The organism is Pseudoxanthomonas sp. GW835-FHT14C01, from assembly GCF_058793715.1.
In genome coordinates, this window is record NZ_JBXAGB010000003.1 from 513,017 (window position 1) to 527,356 (window position 14,340).

A 14,340-nucleotide genomic window follows, 5' to 3' on the forward strand; every position below is an offset into this window, starting at 1 on the left:
TTCGCGCGGCCCCATCGCCCGGCTTCTCCGGTCAAGGGCCATTCCAGGGCCCGTGTCCTCGCTTCACTGCGGGCCGCGCCAGCCCTTCCATTTCCTCCCTTGACCGCTCCGAGCGGTGGGGCAGTGGGTTTCCCATTCCAAGTCATCCGGACCGGATGCCCTGGACCGGGCCATTACTCACCAGCGAGGAGCAGCGCATGTTCGAACCTTCCGATCTCATCCATTCCTACACCCGCGCCCAAGCGATTGAGGACGGCGTCCTGGTGGACGTCTCCGACGTGGCCAAGGAAGCAGGCTTCAAGCTGCCCGTGGCCATCACCCACGCCGCGTGGGCACGCTACGTCGAAGTGCCCGCGGGGCTGGAGATGCGTGGGCAGTCCGTGGAGGGCCGGCTCTGGGACGTGCTCTTCATGCTCCATCTGGCAATCCAGCGGGAGAGCGGCAACACGACTGAGATCCACTACCAACTCTTGGTGGCCATGCCCGATGTGGGCGACTGGCAGGCGAACGAAGCCTTGCCGGATGATCGGTCAGGCCTGACCCGGTCGACGCACCGGCTGGTCACCCTGAAAGCGGTGTGCGGGCCAGGGGATGACCCTGCACCAGTGGTCACGATCATTCTGCCGAACGAGGATTGACGAGGGGGGCCGGGCAACCGGCCCTCATCTATTTCCCGCCAAGGTCCCGCGGCTAACATGGCGGGACGACAAGGGAGGGGTTGGGGATGGAGAAATTCGATTGGTCGAAGGTTGAGTTCGCGCGCACACCCTGGCGAAGCCGGGTCATCCCGGACGCGCTGCCCATCCTGATTGAAAAGGGCATCGGCTTGAACGGCAAAGAGCTCTTCACTGGTTGGAAAAATCGATCTCGACCACGTTGTCGTGTAGCAAGGCGTTGTCCGAGCGGCGATACACTCTGACCCGCGTCCTTGAACGGCCATCGCCGGTGGACATGTTGGGGTAGACCACGCAGGCCGACGCCGAGCAGTTCACGCCATCCCATAACGACGTCATCTCCACCCGATACAACGTGATATCAAGCACCGGATATCCGTTCGAATCGAATGTGTTGCCCACCATGACCGTTGCCAGATCCTGCCAATAGGGGCTTGGATCCCAATCGCAGTAGGTGTCCTGAAATCCGGTGCGGCCGTAGTAGTAATGGCTGAAATCGCAACCGGACACGAAGGGGGCAGAAGGAGGCGTCACACACGTGTCGCTGGTCGTCGCCCACCCCGTGGTGGGCGTCCATGCCGTCCATGCCGACCACCCACCCCAGGTGTAGGACCCGGTTGGGGCGGGGCAGGAGGCCGTGCGGGTGCGCGTGCGTTGTTCTTGTCGAGATTGGTAAATGTCGCCTGCCTGGCCCACCGGACAATCCAGTCGTTGCGTGGCGGTCTGAAACTCATCCTCGGTCTGAGAGCTGGGGGTGGGCAACACGCACGCGGGCGCGCAGGTGTTGCTTGTCAGTGTCCACGCGCCCCAGCTTCCTAAACCTGCGCACACATACGAGCGTTGCTCCTCGAGCGCGCCGAGTTGCCCGACGGGGCAGGCCAAGGTGCGGCTTTCAGGCCCTGGGCAAGGCGAACACGTGTTGCTGGTCTCCGTCCACGGGCCCGCCGTCGTCGCTCCAGCCCACGCTTCGTAAACCGAGGGGTCGGGACCGCAATGGTGCCGGCGCGTTTGGAAGACCTGGCCCACCGATCCAGAAGGGCAGCTCACCGTGCGGTTCTCCGAACTCTCCACGCACGCTGCCACGGTGGTGGGCGGAGGGAGTGGAGGTGTCGCCGGAGGCGGAGGGGTGGTGATCGGAACAACGGGGGGAGGCGTCGGTGGCACCACGGGTGCCGGCGGCGGTGGGGAGAGGGAAGGAGCGGGGTTGATGGGGCCCACGGGAGCAGCGGGGCCCACTGGCCCAGCAGGACCCACGGGGCCGCCCACAGGAGGAGAGGCGGGAGGAGTGATTGAGGTCGGGGTGGGGGGAAGCTGCAGCGGAGAAGCCGTTACAGCAGCCCCCGCCACCAACCCGGTGTGGTAGACGAATGCCACGCGGCCATCGCCATTGGCGCACGCATCCGTCAATGTTTGAAGATCGAGGCGCCCGCCGTGGTTGCGGATCACGGACACGTCGGACACCTGGACATCCCACGGATCGCGCGCATTCACGGCCACGAAGTCGGCGCAGGAGCGTTTGGGCACCTGGTGGTGGACGACGGAGAACCCATCCCCGAAGCGCGTCACCGTGTAGGGCTCCACGGTCACCCGGCCGCCCCAGGCGTTGGTCAGCCAGCCGTCCCCGCGGGTCAACCGTTCGGGGGCCAGGCCATCGCGCACGATCACGTTGGCGCTGACCCCGGCGAACGTGCCCAGCAGGCCGAACGAATTTTCAACCCGAGTGGACAGCTCGCGCAGGTTCTCCGATTCGTCGGAAACCTTCGCTTTCGCGGAAACGTGCTGATAGCTCGCAATCGCGACGACGGAGAAGACGGTCAGCCCAGTCAGGGTGAGTAGCGTTTCCAACATGCCGAAGCCCAGCGCAGAGCGAACCCCGCTGGACAGACGGGATGGGGAAGGACGCATGCGCTGGCTAGGAAGGTTCGTCATGCACTTCAGCATGCGATGCACCGGTGGTTTGGCAAGCCCCTCTTTTTAGTCTGACTTTCTGCCGTTTACCCCCTTGACTCGACCTGTCGGTGTGGTTGCATGGGGTTAAGCCGAGTAAACGAGTGGGACGACCTACTCATAAAAGGCCAACCCTCAACCGACAGGAATCGCCCCGATGTATGAAATCGCATTGCCCGCGCCCCAGCCCCGTTCGGGCCTGTTCATGAACGCCGCCAACGAAGCCTGCCGAGGCTTTGTGGAAGCCGCCCACATTCCCCTCTCGAAGCGCCACCGGCTCGTTCGCCTGGCCAAAGAGAAGGCCCACTTCGAGCAGAAGGGCCGGAAGGAGGCGAAGTGGAAATGAGCACCCTCAACCCCAGAGAGCGCTTCGCCCGCGAACTTCACGCCGCGGTCCAGGCCAACAACCCTTTTCTCCTGCGCCACCTGGTGCGCCGGATACATCAAGCCCGTATCGACGCTTGGAGGTCCGGAGACGACAACACCGACTTTCCATCCCTAGATGTTCCGGTGTGCGCCCAGGGGATCACGGCATTTCATCTGGCTTGCATGGGGTGGAAGGCATATCGCGGTAGTCCCCACTTGGCTTACGGGTTTGACCAGATGGTTCTCATCCTGGCCGCAGCGGGCGCGGACCCCTTCGCCGAATACCGTATTGGCAAGCAGCGCCGGACCATCTTCGAGGAACTCGGCCGCGAGCTTCCCCCGTCGTTGAAAGCCTGGATGGCCGAGCAGCCCTTTGATCTCCACGCCTCACCTTCGGAAACGGTGATGACCCAGCGAACGCTTCCCCCCATCAGGGGCGGATTGAGGTCGGCCCATAAGTGTGCCGAGTTCAAAGAAAGGAGTCTGGCGGCTTAACCGCTAAAAGGGTTGCAAAAACATGCACTTGCGTTGCGGTTGACTCTCTGTAGAGTCGGTTGGGCTACCCCTACCTACTCACTCTCGGAGTTTCTTATGCGCTTGTGCTGCTTTTCCCTGAAGGGCGGTGTTGGCCGCACCACGTTGGCCCTCAACCTGGCCGGGTGCTACGCCCGCGACCCAAGGTTGCGCGTCCTGGTCAACGACCGGGATCCCCAGGGCGGCGCAAGCGCCTTTGCGGCTCTCTCCGATGAAACCCCGTTCTCGGTGGGCCGTTCGCGCTCGCCAGGCTTCCACGTCGAAATCACCGACACCCCACCCAGGCTGCCTGACAACGAGGTCATCCCCGAGGCTGACCTCTACCTCGTCCCCACGCTGCTGGACGGGGCCAGCTTCCTCATCTTCCTACGAACGGTGGAGGTGCTGGAGAAGAAGGGCAAGCGCTACCTGCCGATCGCCAACCGGGCCAACACGAATCGAGCCTCCCACCGTCGCCGCCTGGACCACCCCAAGATGGCCGGGGCGATCGTGGTGCGTGACCGGGCACTGATCGCGGATTGCTACGAGCAGGGCCAGACGGTGTTCGACGCCGCGGACCGCTGGGCAATCAAAGCCCAGGAAGAAATCCACGGGTTGGCCGTGGGGGTGCGCAACACGCTCCAGCGTGACGGCAAGGGGAGGGCTGCGGCATGATGGACCTTCCACTGGTTTCCCTGCCTGACCTACCCATGGCCACTCGCAAAGCTCCCGCCAAGAAGGCGGCGACGAAGAAGACTGCCAAGCGCACCCTGGACGACGTCAAGAACGTCACCCATGCCAAGCCGTCGCGGATGACGACCAAGGCCGAGCCGGCAATCGGGCGCATTCCCGAGCACATCCTGTTGGGTCCGGGCGACTACCCGGAGCGAAAGTCCTACTTTGACTACGACGACAGCCAGCGGGCGGGCACGGTGGGCGGCAAGCGGGTTCACATGGTCATGCCGCGGTCGGTCACCCTCCATGATTACCGGCGGCGCGAAGATGGATTGCGTCACCACCGGGCCATGGTGACGATCCCGCCCAAGCTTCGGGAGAACATTGCCAAGCTGTTCGGTTACGAGGACTCCGAGGACGCAGGCCGGGAAGTGGCCCTGACCACCGCCATGGTGGCGCTGGCGGACTATGCCGCGGCGACGCTCATCAAAGAGAAGACCCTGTTGGTCGTGAGCTCGCCGGCAGACGCGCACGCTGAGGACCGAAAAGCTGCAAGGGTGGCCGTGCGGAACCGGGGCAAGGCCAAGAACGGGAAGATCTACTGACCCTGGCTCCGGTCGAGAGAGGACACGCATGCTTCCCGATTCACTTTTGGAGGAGCTTCGGAGCGCCGGGGAGGGGTCTACCCTGGACTACAAAGCTGAGCGTTACAAGTTTGCAAAAGCTTCAGAGGACGAAAAGTCCGAGTTGTTGAAAGACATCCTGGCGATGGCCAACACCCAACGTCAGGGTGAGGCTTACATCTTGATGGGGTTCAAGGAGAACGCCCCGCATCCTGCAGAAGTGGTGGGAGTGCCCGCCCAGGGCGCGATCGACGATTCGCGGGTGCAGCAGTTCGTCAATGAAAAGCTGGAGAGCAAGCTCAACTTCAAGTATGAGGAGCAGCTCTTCGATGGCAAGCACATCGCGGTCATCACCATCCCCAAGCAGTCCCGGCCGTTCTACGTCACCAAGACCTACGGCAAGGTGGAAGCCAATACGGTCTACCTGCGCCGCGGCAGCGCGAGCGGAATCGCCACCCCGCGCGAGATCTACCGGATGGGGGTTGCCGATCAATCGAAAGGCGAGGCGCTGTTCGACCTGCTGGTGCTTGACCAGGACAACCGCCCACTGGGCGATCACTTTGAACGGGCGTTCCTGACCTTCGACGAGCTGCCCGATTACCGGCGGGAGCAACCCTCGGCGTTCATGGCGGCTCCCAACTTCAACAGGGAAAATCGCCACTACTGGAGGGAAGGAGCGGACTACCTTCAGTCGAAGAACTGCCTCATCCGCATCCGACTGGCCCTGACCAATCGCTCCACTTTCGCCCTGACCGACGCCAAGCTCGAAGTCACCTGGACCAACGACGGGGGGCAGCCGTTCAAGATGTTGACCGCCGACGACTTGCCGGATCTGCCGGCCGAGGAATGGAACATCCGGCCTTCGTTCTCTGGCGACAGCCGAACCGAAGTGGACGAGGAAGGACCCGAGCCGCTCTATCTGTCATTGCTGGGAACTGTCCGCCCGGGTGAGACGCGGCGTGTGGGGGAAGACCTGGCATTCCTTCCGATGAAGCCCGGTGCATACACCATGAAGGTCAGGGTGTTGGCGAACGAAATTTCCCAGCCCGGCACGAGCGAACGTGTGCTGACGGTTGATGGCGAATGCCAGCAGCTGAGCATTGAGGAGTTGCTGGAGCGCCTGGATGACGACGACGAGCAGAGCGACGGCGATTAGGGCCGTGTGGTCGTATCGTCAGGCCTGGATGGGCGGCCCTTCGGCGCCCAAGGAGGTCAAAGGCTTCCGCGCCGCCACCCAACGCCCTGCCAGCTCGTCCACGTCCGCCTGAAGAGCGTCGCGCTCCCCTGACAGGTAAGGCCGCAACCGGCCAGCGTCAACGTCCTCGTCCCGTTTTGCCAACCGACGGCGGGCGTCCAGCCACCGTTCCTTCGTTTCCTGCTCGCGGGCGGCCTGGCGCTTGGCTCGCATCCGAACCGCGCTGGCCTTGGTGCTGAATACCAAGGGGCTGCCTTCCCGATGGGAGGGCCAAGGTTTCTCATGCGGGAAAGTCCGCCGGCGGCGCACTTGGTGGAAGCTGGGGTAGCGCACCCTCCAGCTGTCCTGCCAGGTTCGATCGCCGTCGGCGGCGCTGCGTTCGGTCAGGTCTACGACCAACGCGTGGTGCTCGATGAGCTGCCAGACAGCCGTTTGAAAAACTTCCTCCGACACGTCAAAACCCACCACCTCTTCGTGTTCCAGCCACCGGGCCCGGTGCACCTGACGCAGCAGGGCGGCGGCGCTGTTGCGTGAGGGTTGATCGCGTTGGGCCAGCGGCCAGCCCACAAACCATCCGCCCCCATGCCGTTCCACGTGGACGAGAAACCTGGGGTGCTTCCAGCGTTCCTGGAGGAGGGCAAGCACGGTTGAAGGCTTGGCGTAGTGCCCTGCAGAGGTCAGGTGGTTGTCCGAGCGTTTGAGCATCTTCAGGCGTTCTTCCTTCAGGGCGTTGAGATGGTCGGCGGGCACCCGGCCTGCCAGCTCTTCCCAGGCCAACAGGTCGCGCGCGCCCCGTTCGGCTGCACACGCCTTGCAGGCCATCCGCAGGTTTGACGGTTCGACGGGGCCACCCTGGGTGAACGGAACGAGGGGTGAGAGCCCCCACGATTGCCGCCGGGTCACGTCGATGGGCGAGCAACAGAACGCACACGCCGGGTCATCTTGTCGCCGCAGGAGGTCTAGCGCCCACCGGGGGTTTTCAGCGGCACGGGCGCGGTGCTTTTCCAACACACGTTGAGCGAATGAGCCGAATTCGTCAGTGCTCATTGGCGGGTCTCCGGTGAACGGTAGTGGGTTGAAGACCACGATGGTTGGCGGGTGTGAGGCGACGAACAAACCCCCTCACTCGATTGACTAAAACGAAAAGTCGCGCGGAATTCCGAACCACGATTCGGTTTGCGAGGGCGGCTGCTCCCGTGTGACTAAAACGACCCGCGCGGTGCATCCAGCGTCCCTCAACTGGTTTGACTAAAACGAATGCCTCAACCGTTTTCGAGTGCAACGCTGATGGGTTGCGGGGGTCACTGATGAGGGTTGGCCGGCGAGAAGATGCGGGTGGCCGAACGAACGCAGCTGTCTGTCCGTGCGAGGTGCGACGGAGGGCGAGAGGGGTAGGGGAGCGTGGGGTGAGGGAAGGCATGGCGTGAACGTGGGGAGAGATGAACCTTGGGGGGATGCACTACCAATACCTCTGCACTGGGGAATCGCAAGGGGTGGCGAAAAGCAACGGCAACAGCTCCGCGTCGGTTGAAGCAGTGTCGGCCCAGGCACCAAAGCAGAAGCCTGGAGGGTGTCCTGGACTCGTCATACACATGACGCACTGAAGTGGGTGTGCGCTTCGCGCCCAAAATCTGCCTCACGAACGGCGAAAGCTCAATGCAATCAAGCCCTGACCGTGTCACAAGCATGAGGAGACAAGGTCAGCGGTTGTTAGCTCATTTCGCCCTTGTTTTTCAGGCTCCTGCGATGGGGCCTTGCCAAGTCGCAGATTCCAGGTATCGGTGGAGTAAGCCCGAAATGGAGTTACTCGACCGATGGCGTTCGTTCGTCAAAACGTAAATCTCGAACGCGAGCAACTGAAGCTGGCTCGCCGTCTTGCCCGCGAGAACGGGGTGGCGTTCAGTGCTTACGTGCGCGATGCTCTGGAACGGCACAACGCGGGCGTCACATTGACGGCGGTGCTAGAGAACTCGAATGCCCACCTGGAGTTCCTGCTCGATCAGCTGCGGGAGGAGAACGCGACGCTGCGCAGCTCTCTCCAGCAGGACCACCAACGGTTGCGCGACGAGATGAAGGCCGAGCAGGCCCAGGCCATCGAACGCTACGAAGAAGCGCTTCGCCGTGTCCTCTCCGCTGCGATCGCTCCCACAGCACCCAGCAAGGCCTCGGCCAAGACGCCCGCGGCCAATCCCATGCTCTCCCCCCGCGTCTGACCCTTCCCCCACCACTAGGAGATCCATCCCATGAAACGTCACTCCCTCCCCCTGACCGTGTGCCTGGTCGCCTGCCTTCCGTTGTCAGTCCCGCTGCAGGCCCTTGCCCAATCCACTCCATCTCAACTCGGCAACAGCGAGGACGCCAAACCGAGGTCGGACAAGAAGCGTCTGTTCAAGGCCGGTGGCATCGGCTGCGTGGCCGGCGGTGCACTCGCTTTTGTCACCGGCAAGAAGGACAAGGCCCTGGCCGCTTGCGCTGCAGGTGCAGCCGTGGGCGCCACCGCGTCTTACGTGAAGCAGCAGCGCGAGCACGCCGAAGAGACCGCTGACGCCGCGCGTGCTGCTGGCATGAAGGCCGAGGTCATGACGAAGACCGAGACCGTCGAAGGCAAGCAAGAGGCGGTGCTGGATTCGCTGCGCTTGAACTACGACCCCACCGACATGAAGCGGCTGGACCGCAACACCCAGGCGTTCCTCGACAAGTTCGCCGGCCTGCTGACCAAGTCGACCAACGGGCTCACGGTCGTGTTCCAGGGCACCGACAAGGTCGCCTGCCAGGTCCCCATCGTGGAGCTCGCCAAGCGCGGTGCGCTCTCGAAGGTGACGTTGGACGACCGCTGCGGCAAGGGTGAACACGTCATCACCGTCACGCCGGTGCCCGACGTCCGTTGAGCCGCCTGCCCGGGTGTCCTCGCGATGCCCGGGCTTCCTTCCCCATCCCCCAGGAGATCCCATGACCCCCGAAGAACTGATCCGCAAGCGCAAGCGCGATGAGCTGCTCAAGCGCGCCAATGCCGCGCAACCAACCACGCCCACCGATGGGGAGCAGTTGGTGTCCGAGAACACCAAGGAGGCATTGAAGGCCGCCGGTCACTGGGCAGGGGTGATCGGCAAGCGCGCTGCCGAGTTGACCCAGAAAGGCGTTGCTGCTGCTGCAGAGAAGGCGAAGGAAGCCAAGGCACAACTGGACGCGAAGCGGGCAAAGACCGCAGAGGAGCGGGCTCAGGCTACAGAAGCCAACTCGAGCACCCTGACAGTCCAGCCGGCCAAGGTCGATGTGGCGAAAAAGTTTTTGAAGACCGAGACGGCCGGTTCTCTCGTGGCGGACGGAATGGCTCGGGACCCAATTTCTGTCGATGGCGAAGGTCGGGAAGGCAAAGCTCCTTTCGCTGAAATGGCAGTCGAGGACTTGGTCGAAGCATTGTCCGACCAGGTGCCAGCAGCAATGGTCGGTGAAGGTGAAGCACCCTTGGCCAACCTGTTGCAGCAGGACGTGGCAGATAACCTGTCCGTTCAATCGGAATCGGATTCTCCATCTTTCGAGGGTGTCTCGTCCGAAGTCATCGAGGAAGTGCTGGCCCAGTTAGTGGAAGCTGGAATAGATGACGAACGCGGATTTCTCTCCCCAGAGCCACCGGGCGACACAGCGCGGGAGATGGCCCGATCAGTTCTTGAAGAGGCCGGTTACGCCAAGACGTCAGGTGCACGTGTGTCGGATTTGGCCGATGACTCCAAGTTCGCTTCTTCTTTGGAAGACCCCTTGGGCGAACCCGTGCCGCCGCCGGATGACGCCTACAGCGAGGAAGTGACGCAGCCGTGCATTGGAACCGACGACACAACCCCAAGACTCAAGGCTTGGCCCTGGCTCGTGGGCGGCGTGGTGGCGGTGGCATTGGTCGCTGGGGCGACCTATGTCCTACAGGGGAAGAACGACCAGTCGCCGCTGAGCACGCCTGCTCCCGTAGCACCAGTTGCCACACCGGCCGTTCCCGAGAAGTTGCCCGAAGTGATGGAAGCCCCCGTGGTGGCGCCCGCTCCAGCAGTGCTTCCCGAGAAGGTCAGGACAGAACCCACGGTTGAGAAGCCCCAACCTGTTGCCGCTCCAGTGGTAACGGCGCCAGCGCCGATTGCGACCCAGTCCATGCCGTCGCGGAAACGCGCGTCCGCCCCTTTGCCGAAGAAGGCCCCGGCACCAGCCGCGGCGCAGAAGAACGACTGGCAGCAAAAGGCGAGCAACGATTTGGATGCCTGGGCGGAGAAGTCCGGGATCAAGTGACCCCCTTGCCAACTCGCCGATTCGATCTAGAAAGAAGTGACCTACTCATCATTCAAGGGGGAAACATGTTCCAGTGGCTTTTCACGCAATACCGGGAACCAGGAAAGCTCCACTTCGGCTCGAAGTGGATGAGCCTTCATGGGCGAATGTTCATTGGCAGCCCGGAGTCGCTGGGCATGGGTCATCTGAGTGAGCCCGTGAGGCGCTCGTTTTATTACCTGCGCGCCGATCGCGTGCCGCCGGTGGACAACGATGCGGCTTACGAGGCCTGGACCAAGGACCGGCTCTACGCGAGCCAGGTGGAGCAGGTGGCTGAGCGCTGGGTAGCCCAAGCGGGGTTCCTGGTGATGGCGCCGTTGTGTGCGGTGCTGGCCGTCCTGGCTCATTGGCTTGGCAACTAAAGGAGGAACAACACCATGGCATTGAACATCAACATTCTGAGCGCCATCGACTGGACGACCGGCCTGGGACGCAAGTTCCACCGCAAGGACAACGAGGGCGCGACCATTCGTGAATCTATCATCGTCCAGTCGAATGCGCAGTTCGAGAACCTGGTCGGACGTTTCGATCTGAGCGATAGGGTGCGTAGCCGCGTCCTGGACGTTCCGTCGGAGGACACCCAACTCGCTGCCGAATGCGGCGCGGTTTGGAACGAGGAGCAGAACGCGTTCATGGTTCCTGAAGGCATGAGCGAGGACGACTTCCGTGTGTGGTGGCCCAAGGTCCCCGAAGACCTGCGCGACAGCCAGTCCCGGATCACCATCACCAAGGACGGGCGCCGGGCCGAGGGCTTCCTGCAGGGCAACGACATGGGGCAGGGCAATGACAGCATTGCCACTCCCCTGATGTATCTCGCATTCCCCGCCATCGGTGCGCTGACTCTGTTCCTGGTCTCGATGATCGGCTGGGCGGGCTGGGCCTTCCTGCTGACGAGCATTCCCTACTTCATCGCACTGAAGCAGGGCGAGAGCATGAAGGAAGCACTGAAAGCGCTTGTGCTCCTCCAGTGGATTCCGATGGGAATGTCCAGCATGTCGAAGATGAGCGCTCTAGGAATGGGAGGCGCAGCTGCCGGATCGGCAGGTTTCCAGGCTTACATGGCTTTCTTCACCAAGGCCCTGATGATCGGCTTTGGCCTGGTGGGTGTGATCTTGGTGGTCTGCTGGGTCGCTGCAGCATCTCATCCTCACCGTGGGGTCATCGGCGGCACCGCCGCTCGGTTCATCCAGGCCATGAAGTGGGTGGGCATCATTGTGGTCGCGCTGCTGGTTTCCAAGGTCCTCCCGTGGGGCCTGGGCGCCGCCGTGCCATTCGTCCTGGCCTGCATGTATGCCATGCAATTCACCGAGGGCAATTTCGTTCAGACCGGCGCACGCCTCTGTCTGCAGAACAACGACAACAACCTGGGCACCCAAGGCGCATTGGTCAATTCGCACGTCAAGGCGCGCGAGCAGCAGGCCCAGAACGCCTTGAAGGACACGACTCCGCTGATGGCCGTGGCCCGTGCCCTAGGTCACCTGACTGACAAGGGGTTTGGCTACTCCCCCGACCTGGGCACCGTGATGATGCTGTCTTGGAAAGACGCCACCCAAGGCTTGATCATCTTCGGCGCCATCGGTTCGGGCAAGTCCTACAGCCTGATGCGCCCGCTGGCGAGGCGATACCGTCGTGCGGCGGAGGCCATCGCTCGCAAGCAGGGCAAGAAGAGCACGGCGGGAGGTGCGCTCATCGCCGACGGCAAGGACGGCGCGATCATCACCGACCTGGAAGGCTTGTTCGACATCGTGGTGAAGCCAGGCCTGTCCGTCGGACCTTACGAGGGATTGGAGCCGGATCAGATCGTGAAGGCGTTGCGTGGTGCGTCCGGTGGCGTCGTGGACGAGAAGTCCAAATTGTGGTCCGACGGTGGCGATGCGTTCCTCTACCACACGGGGATCATCCTGAAGGCTCTGGTCGAGCACGAGAAGGTTTACCGTGCTTGGTGCATGGCCAAGATCTCCGGGTTGGAACAATCCCACCTGCTCTTGCAGCTCGAAGAGCGCAAGCTCCGCAAGCTGGGGCAGGACACCGCCGAGGTGGAAGAACGGTTGGCCGAGGTGGTCCAAGAGATGGGACTCTACTCCTGCGTGGTCGAATCCGATCGCGGTTGGGCCTACACCCCCATGCATCACGCCAAGCTGCTCTCTAGCGTCGAGCGTGTCATCCCGACGGGGACGCTTCCCAAGCCCAACCCGAAGATCATGGAAGTGGTCAAGTATCTGGGCCTGGAAGAGCCAGACATCAGCATGGACGAGGAGGGCCGTGCTGCGCATGCCGCTTATCTGGCCGCTTTCCGGAAGCGCCAGCAGAACGAACCGCAAACGATCCACCCGGATCTTAAGCGTCCCATGTCCCAGCTTCAGAGCTCCCTCGAATGGGCGTTGCTGGAAGTGCCGGCCATGAACGCCGAGCAGCGTCAGTCGTTCACGCTGAACTCCCGTGGGTTGCTGGAAAAGCTGTTGCGGGGTGAAAAGCTCCGCGACGCCAACGACATCCCCTGGCACTCGATCGAGAAGGGCGAGGTGGACGTTTCGAAGGCCCTCTACGGCGCGATGGTGGGCCTGTTCCTGCCACCCACCCAATACGGTGAAGCGGGCGAGATGATGATGCGCTTGCTGAAGCAGCGGGTCACGAACGGCATCCAGGCGCGCGGTGCGCATGGCGAGAAGTGGCGAGAAGCATTGCCTGGCCAGGTCGAGGTCATGCTGATGATGGACGAGGCGCACCTGCTGATCACCGCCGACGACACGAAGCTCTTCTCCATCTCCCGTTCGCTGGGGCTGTTGCCCGTGTTGGCGACGCAAGGGTTTGAGAGCTTGGAGGACGCGTTTGGCAGCCGCACGCGGGCAGAGTTGCTGGCCAACACCATGCAGTCGTTGGTCGCCCTGAAGTGTTCCTTCAACACCGTGGAGTATCTGATCAAGCGGTTCGGCGAAGCCATGTTGACCACCTTCAAGCAGAAGACGCGTGGCATCGACTACAAGGGCGGGCTGGACAACTACCGTCACTCGGTGTTGAACGACCCTAACCACCCCCACGCAGCTGTCTTCGACAAGATGCGCTTGGAAGGTGCAGGCCGCCTGACCGCACTCCGTGTGGACCCGGCTACCGGTCACACGTGGCGAATTGGCGGCGAAGACGTCATCGGGCAAGGGGAGTTGGCCCGTGACATCGACATGCCTACGGGTGGCAAGCGCGAAGTCCAACCCCTCTTCCGCAAGGAAGAGTATCCGGCCCTGCTGGAACCCCGCGGCCACGCCATCGTTGCCTTGAACCGTGCCGGCCACAAGCGCATCGACCTGGCCGAGTTGGTTCCCGACCTGGACTGACGGAAAACGGCAAGGGGGTTCGCCCCCTTGCCAATCCGCCGATTTGATCAACCCTCGTTGTATCCCATCCCCCACTGGAGACCCCCACATGAGCGACACCCTTACCCAACCCATGGAAACCCTGGACGACCTGCGGACCCTGCGGGCACAACGCAACGAAAAGCTATTGGGCGATCGACCACCCGTCCAGAAGGAAGAGGCCAGAGCGGCCTACGATCAGTCCGTCAGCAAGGACCAACAGGCCATCGAGGAGCGCCGCCAGCGGTTGCTGGATTGGGCCGAGAAGGCCAGCCCGGAGCAGATCGAGGCCCTGCAGAAGAAGATTCAGGAGGCCGACAAGACCAAGGCTGAAAGCCAACCCGACAACCAGCACGAACAAGTGGCCTTTCAGACGGTCCAGCAGTGCCGCCAGCAGCGTCAGGGGGAAGAGCAGCGCCCTCCCATGCTGACCCGTGAACAGCAGAAGGAGAACGGGCCGGGGCGCTTGGGCTACGCCGAGTATGCCCGCACGGCTCAGAAGGAAGCTGAGTTCATGAAGGACTATGAGAAGAACTTCGACTGGGATAAGCACGAGAAGCAGCGCCAGCGGAACGTCTTCAGCCAGTAATCCTTGGTCAAACGACTAAAGTCAAAAACTGCCCGGTTCTTCACAGAATCGGGCTTTTTTGCGACTTGACACCCAGTTCTGGTGTGATTTCCTGAAGGTG

14 protein-coding genes are annotated in these 14,340 nt (G+C 62.6%); 12 read left to right on the forward strand and 2 right to left on the reverse strand.

Going from position 1 to position 14,340, the window contains the following annotated elements; translation table 11 throughout:
• The first annotated feature begins 197 nt into the window (after positions 1–197).
• Positions 198–638, forward strand: coding sequence for a DUF6573 family protein (locus tag AC1Q5B_RS15870; RefSeq protein ID WP_492632466.1), 441 nt, complete (start codon positions 198–200; stop codon positions 636–638).
• 207 nt (positions 639–845) lie between these two features.
• Here the strand turns inward: AC1Q5B_RS15870 and AC1Q5B_RS15875 are convergent, their stop codons facing one another.
• The gene (locus tag AC1Q5B_RS15875; protein ID WP_492632467.1) at positions 846–2,615 is read right to left on the reverse strand and encodes a type 4 pilus major pilin; all 1,770 of its coding nucleotides are present in this window, start codon (positions 2,613–2,615) and stop codon (positions 846–848) included.
• Between the two features lie 163 nt (positions 2,616–2,778).
• On the opposite strand from AC1Q5B_RS15875, the gene AC1Q5B_RS15880 reads away from it, so the two are divergent.
• The 5 genes from AC1Q5B_RS15880 to AC1Q5B_RS15900 all read left to right on the forward strand — a co-directional run bounded on the left by AC1Q5B_RS15880 (position 2,779) and on the right by AC1Q5B_RS15900 (position 5,954).
• Positions 2,779–2,967: a hypothetical protein gene (locus tag AC1Q5B_RS15880; protein WP_313222228.1), complete on the forward strand. Its 189-nt coding sequence runs from the start codon at positions 2,779–2,781 to the stop codon at positions 2,965–2,967.
• Positions 2,964–3,482 (forward strand): hypothetical protein, encoded by a 519-nt coding sequence (locus AC1Q5B_RS15885; protein WP_313222225.1) that lies wholly within the window; start codon positions 2,964–2,966, stop codon positions 3,480–3,482. Before AC1Q5B_RS15880 ends, AC1Q5B_RS15885 begins: the two co-directional genes overlap by 4 nt.
• Before the next feature lie 96 nt (positions 3,483–3,578).
• Entirely contained in the window at positions 3,579–4,175 is a 597-nt protein-coding gene (locus AC1Q5B_RS15890) for a nucleotide-binding protein (RefSeq protein WP_313222223.1), read from the forward strand.
• Between the two features lie 35 nt (positions 4,176–4,210).
• Positions 4,211–4,780 carry a hypothetical protein gene (locus AC1Q5B_RS15895; protein WP_313222221.1) on the forward strand — a complete coding sequence of 190 codons (570 nt, stop codon included), beginning with the start codon at positions 4,211–4,213 and terminating at the stop codon, positions 4,778–4,780.
• A gap of 28 nt (positions 4,781–4,808) precedes the next feature.
• Positions 4,809–5,954 (forward strand): AlbA family DNA-binding domain-containing protein, encoded by a 1,146-nt coding sequence (locus AC1Q5B_RS15900; protein WP_492632468.1) that lies wholly within the window; start codon positions 4,809–4,811, stop codon positions 5,952–5,954.
• 18 nt (positions 5,955–5,972) lie between these two features.
• Here AC1Q5B_RS15900 and AC1Q5B_RS15905 read toward each other — a convergent pair whose 3' ends face one another.
• A complete protein-coding gene (locus AC1Q5B_RS15905) occupies positions 5,973–7,040 on the reverse strand; it encodes a hypothetical protein (RefSeq protein ID WP_492632469.1) in 1,068 nt (355 codons plus the stop codon).
• Between the two features lie 767 nt (positions 7,041–7,807).
• On the opposite strand from AC1Q5B_RS15905, the gene AC1Q5B_RS15910 reads away from it, so the two are divergent.
• The 6 genes from AC1Q5B_RS15910 to AC1Q5B_RS15935 all read left to right on the forward strand — a co-directional run bounded on the left by AC1Q5B_RS15910 (position 7,808) and on the right by AC1Q5B_RS15935 (position 14,240).
• Positions 7,808–8,206, forward strand: coding sequence for a hypothetical protein (locus tag AC1Q5B_RS15910; protein ID WP_492632470.1), 399 nt, complete (start codon positions 7,808–7,810; stop codon positions 8,204–8,206).
• A gap of 30 nt (positions 8,207–8,236) precedes the next feature.
• Complete coding sequence (locus AC1Q5B_RS15915; RefSeq protein WP_313229671.1) at positions 8,237–8,881, forward strand: hypothetical protein; 645 nt, start codon at positions 8,237–8,239, stop codon at positions 8,879–8,881.
• 61 nt (positions 8,882–8,942) lie between these two features.
• On the forward strand, positions 8,943–10,265 hold the full coding sequence (locus tag AC1Q5B_RS15920; protein WP_492632471.1) for a hypothetical protein: 1,323 nt from the start codon (positions 8,943–8,945) through the stop codon (positions 10,263–10,265).
• 65 nt (positions 10,266–10,330) lie between these two features.
• Positions 10,331–10,666, forward strand: coding sequence for a hypothetical protein (locus AC1Q5B_RS15925; protein WP_164177600.1), 336 nt, complete (start codon positions 10,331–10,333; stop codon positions 10,664–10,666).
• A gap of 15 nt (positions 10,667–10,681) precedes the next feature.
• On the forward strand, positions 10,682–13,633 hold the full coding sequence (locus AC1Q5B_RS15930; protein WP_164177599.1) for a TraM recognition domain-containing protein: 2,952 nt from the start codon (positions 10,682–10,684) through the stop codon (positions 13,631–13,633).
• Positions 13,634–13,721: 88 nt separating this feature from the next.
• On the forward strand, positions 13,722–14,240 hold the full coding sequence (locus AC1Q5B_RS15935) for a hypothetical protein (protein WP_492632472.1): 519 nt from the start codon (positions 13,722–13,724) through the stop codon (positions 14,238–14,240).
• Positions 14,241–14,340: the final 100 nt, after the last annotated feature.

Coding starts and splice junctions, on each gene's coding strand:
- AC1Q5B_RS15870 (WP_492632466.1), top strand. CDS start 198: ATGTTCGAACCTTCCGATCTCATCCATTCCTACACCCGCGCCCAAGCG.
- AC1Q5B_RS15875 (WP_492632467.1), bottom strand. CDS start 2,615: ATGCTGAAGTGCATGACGAACCTTCCTAGCCAGCGCATGCGTCCTTCC.
- AC1Q5B_RS15880 (WP_313222228.1), top strand. CDS start 2,779: ATGTATGAAATCGCATTGCCCGCGCCCCAGCCCCGTTCGGGCCTGTTC.
- AC1Q5B_RS15885 (WP_313222225.1), top strand. CDS start 2,964: ATGAGCACCCTCAACCCCAGAGAGCGCTTCGCCCGCGAACTTCACGCC.
- AC1Q5B_RS15890 (WP_313222223.1), top strand. CDS start 3,579: ATGCGCTTGTGCTGCTTTTCCCTGAAGGGCGGTGTTGGCCGCACCACG.
- AC1Q5B_RS15895 (WP_313222221.1), top strand. CDS start 4,211: ATGGCCACTCGCAAAGCTCCCGCCAAGAAGGCGGCGACGAAGAAGACT.
- AC1Q5B_RS15900 (WP_492632468.1), top strand. CDS start 4,809: ATGCTTCCCGATTCACTTTTGGAGGAGCTTCGGAGCGCCGGGGAGGGG.
- AC1Q5B_RS15905 (WP_492632469.1), bottom strand. CDS start 7,040: ATGAGCACTGACGAATTCGGCTCATTCGCTCAACGTGTGTTGGAAAAG.
- AC1Q5B_RS15910 (WP_492632470.1), top strand. CDS start 7,808: ATGGCGTTCGTTCGTCAAAACGTAAATCTCGAACGCGAGCAACTGAAG.
- AC1Q5B_RS15915 (WP_313229671.1), top strand. CDS start 8,237: ATGAAACGTCACTCCCTCCCCCTGACCGTGTGCCTGGTCGCCTGCCTT.
- AC1Q5B_RS15920 (WP_492632471.1), top strand. CDS start 8,943: ATGACCCCCGAAGAACTGATCCGCAAGCGCAAGCGCGATGAGCTGCTC.
- AC1Q5B_RS15925 (WP_164177600.1), top strand. CDS start 10,331: ATGTTCCAGTGGCTTTTCACGCAATACCGGGAACCAGGAAAGCTCCAC.
- AC1Q5B_RS15930 (WP_164177599.1), top strand. CDS start 10,682: ATGGCATTGAACATCAACATTCTGAGCGCCATCGACTGGACGACCGGC.
- AC1Q5B_RS15935 (WP_492632472.1), top strand. CDS start 13,722: ATGAGCGACACCCTTACCCAACCCATGGAAACCCTGGACGACCTGCGG.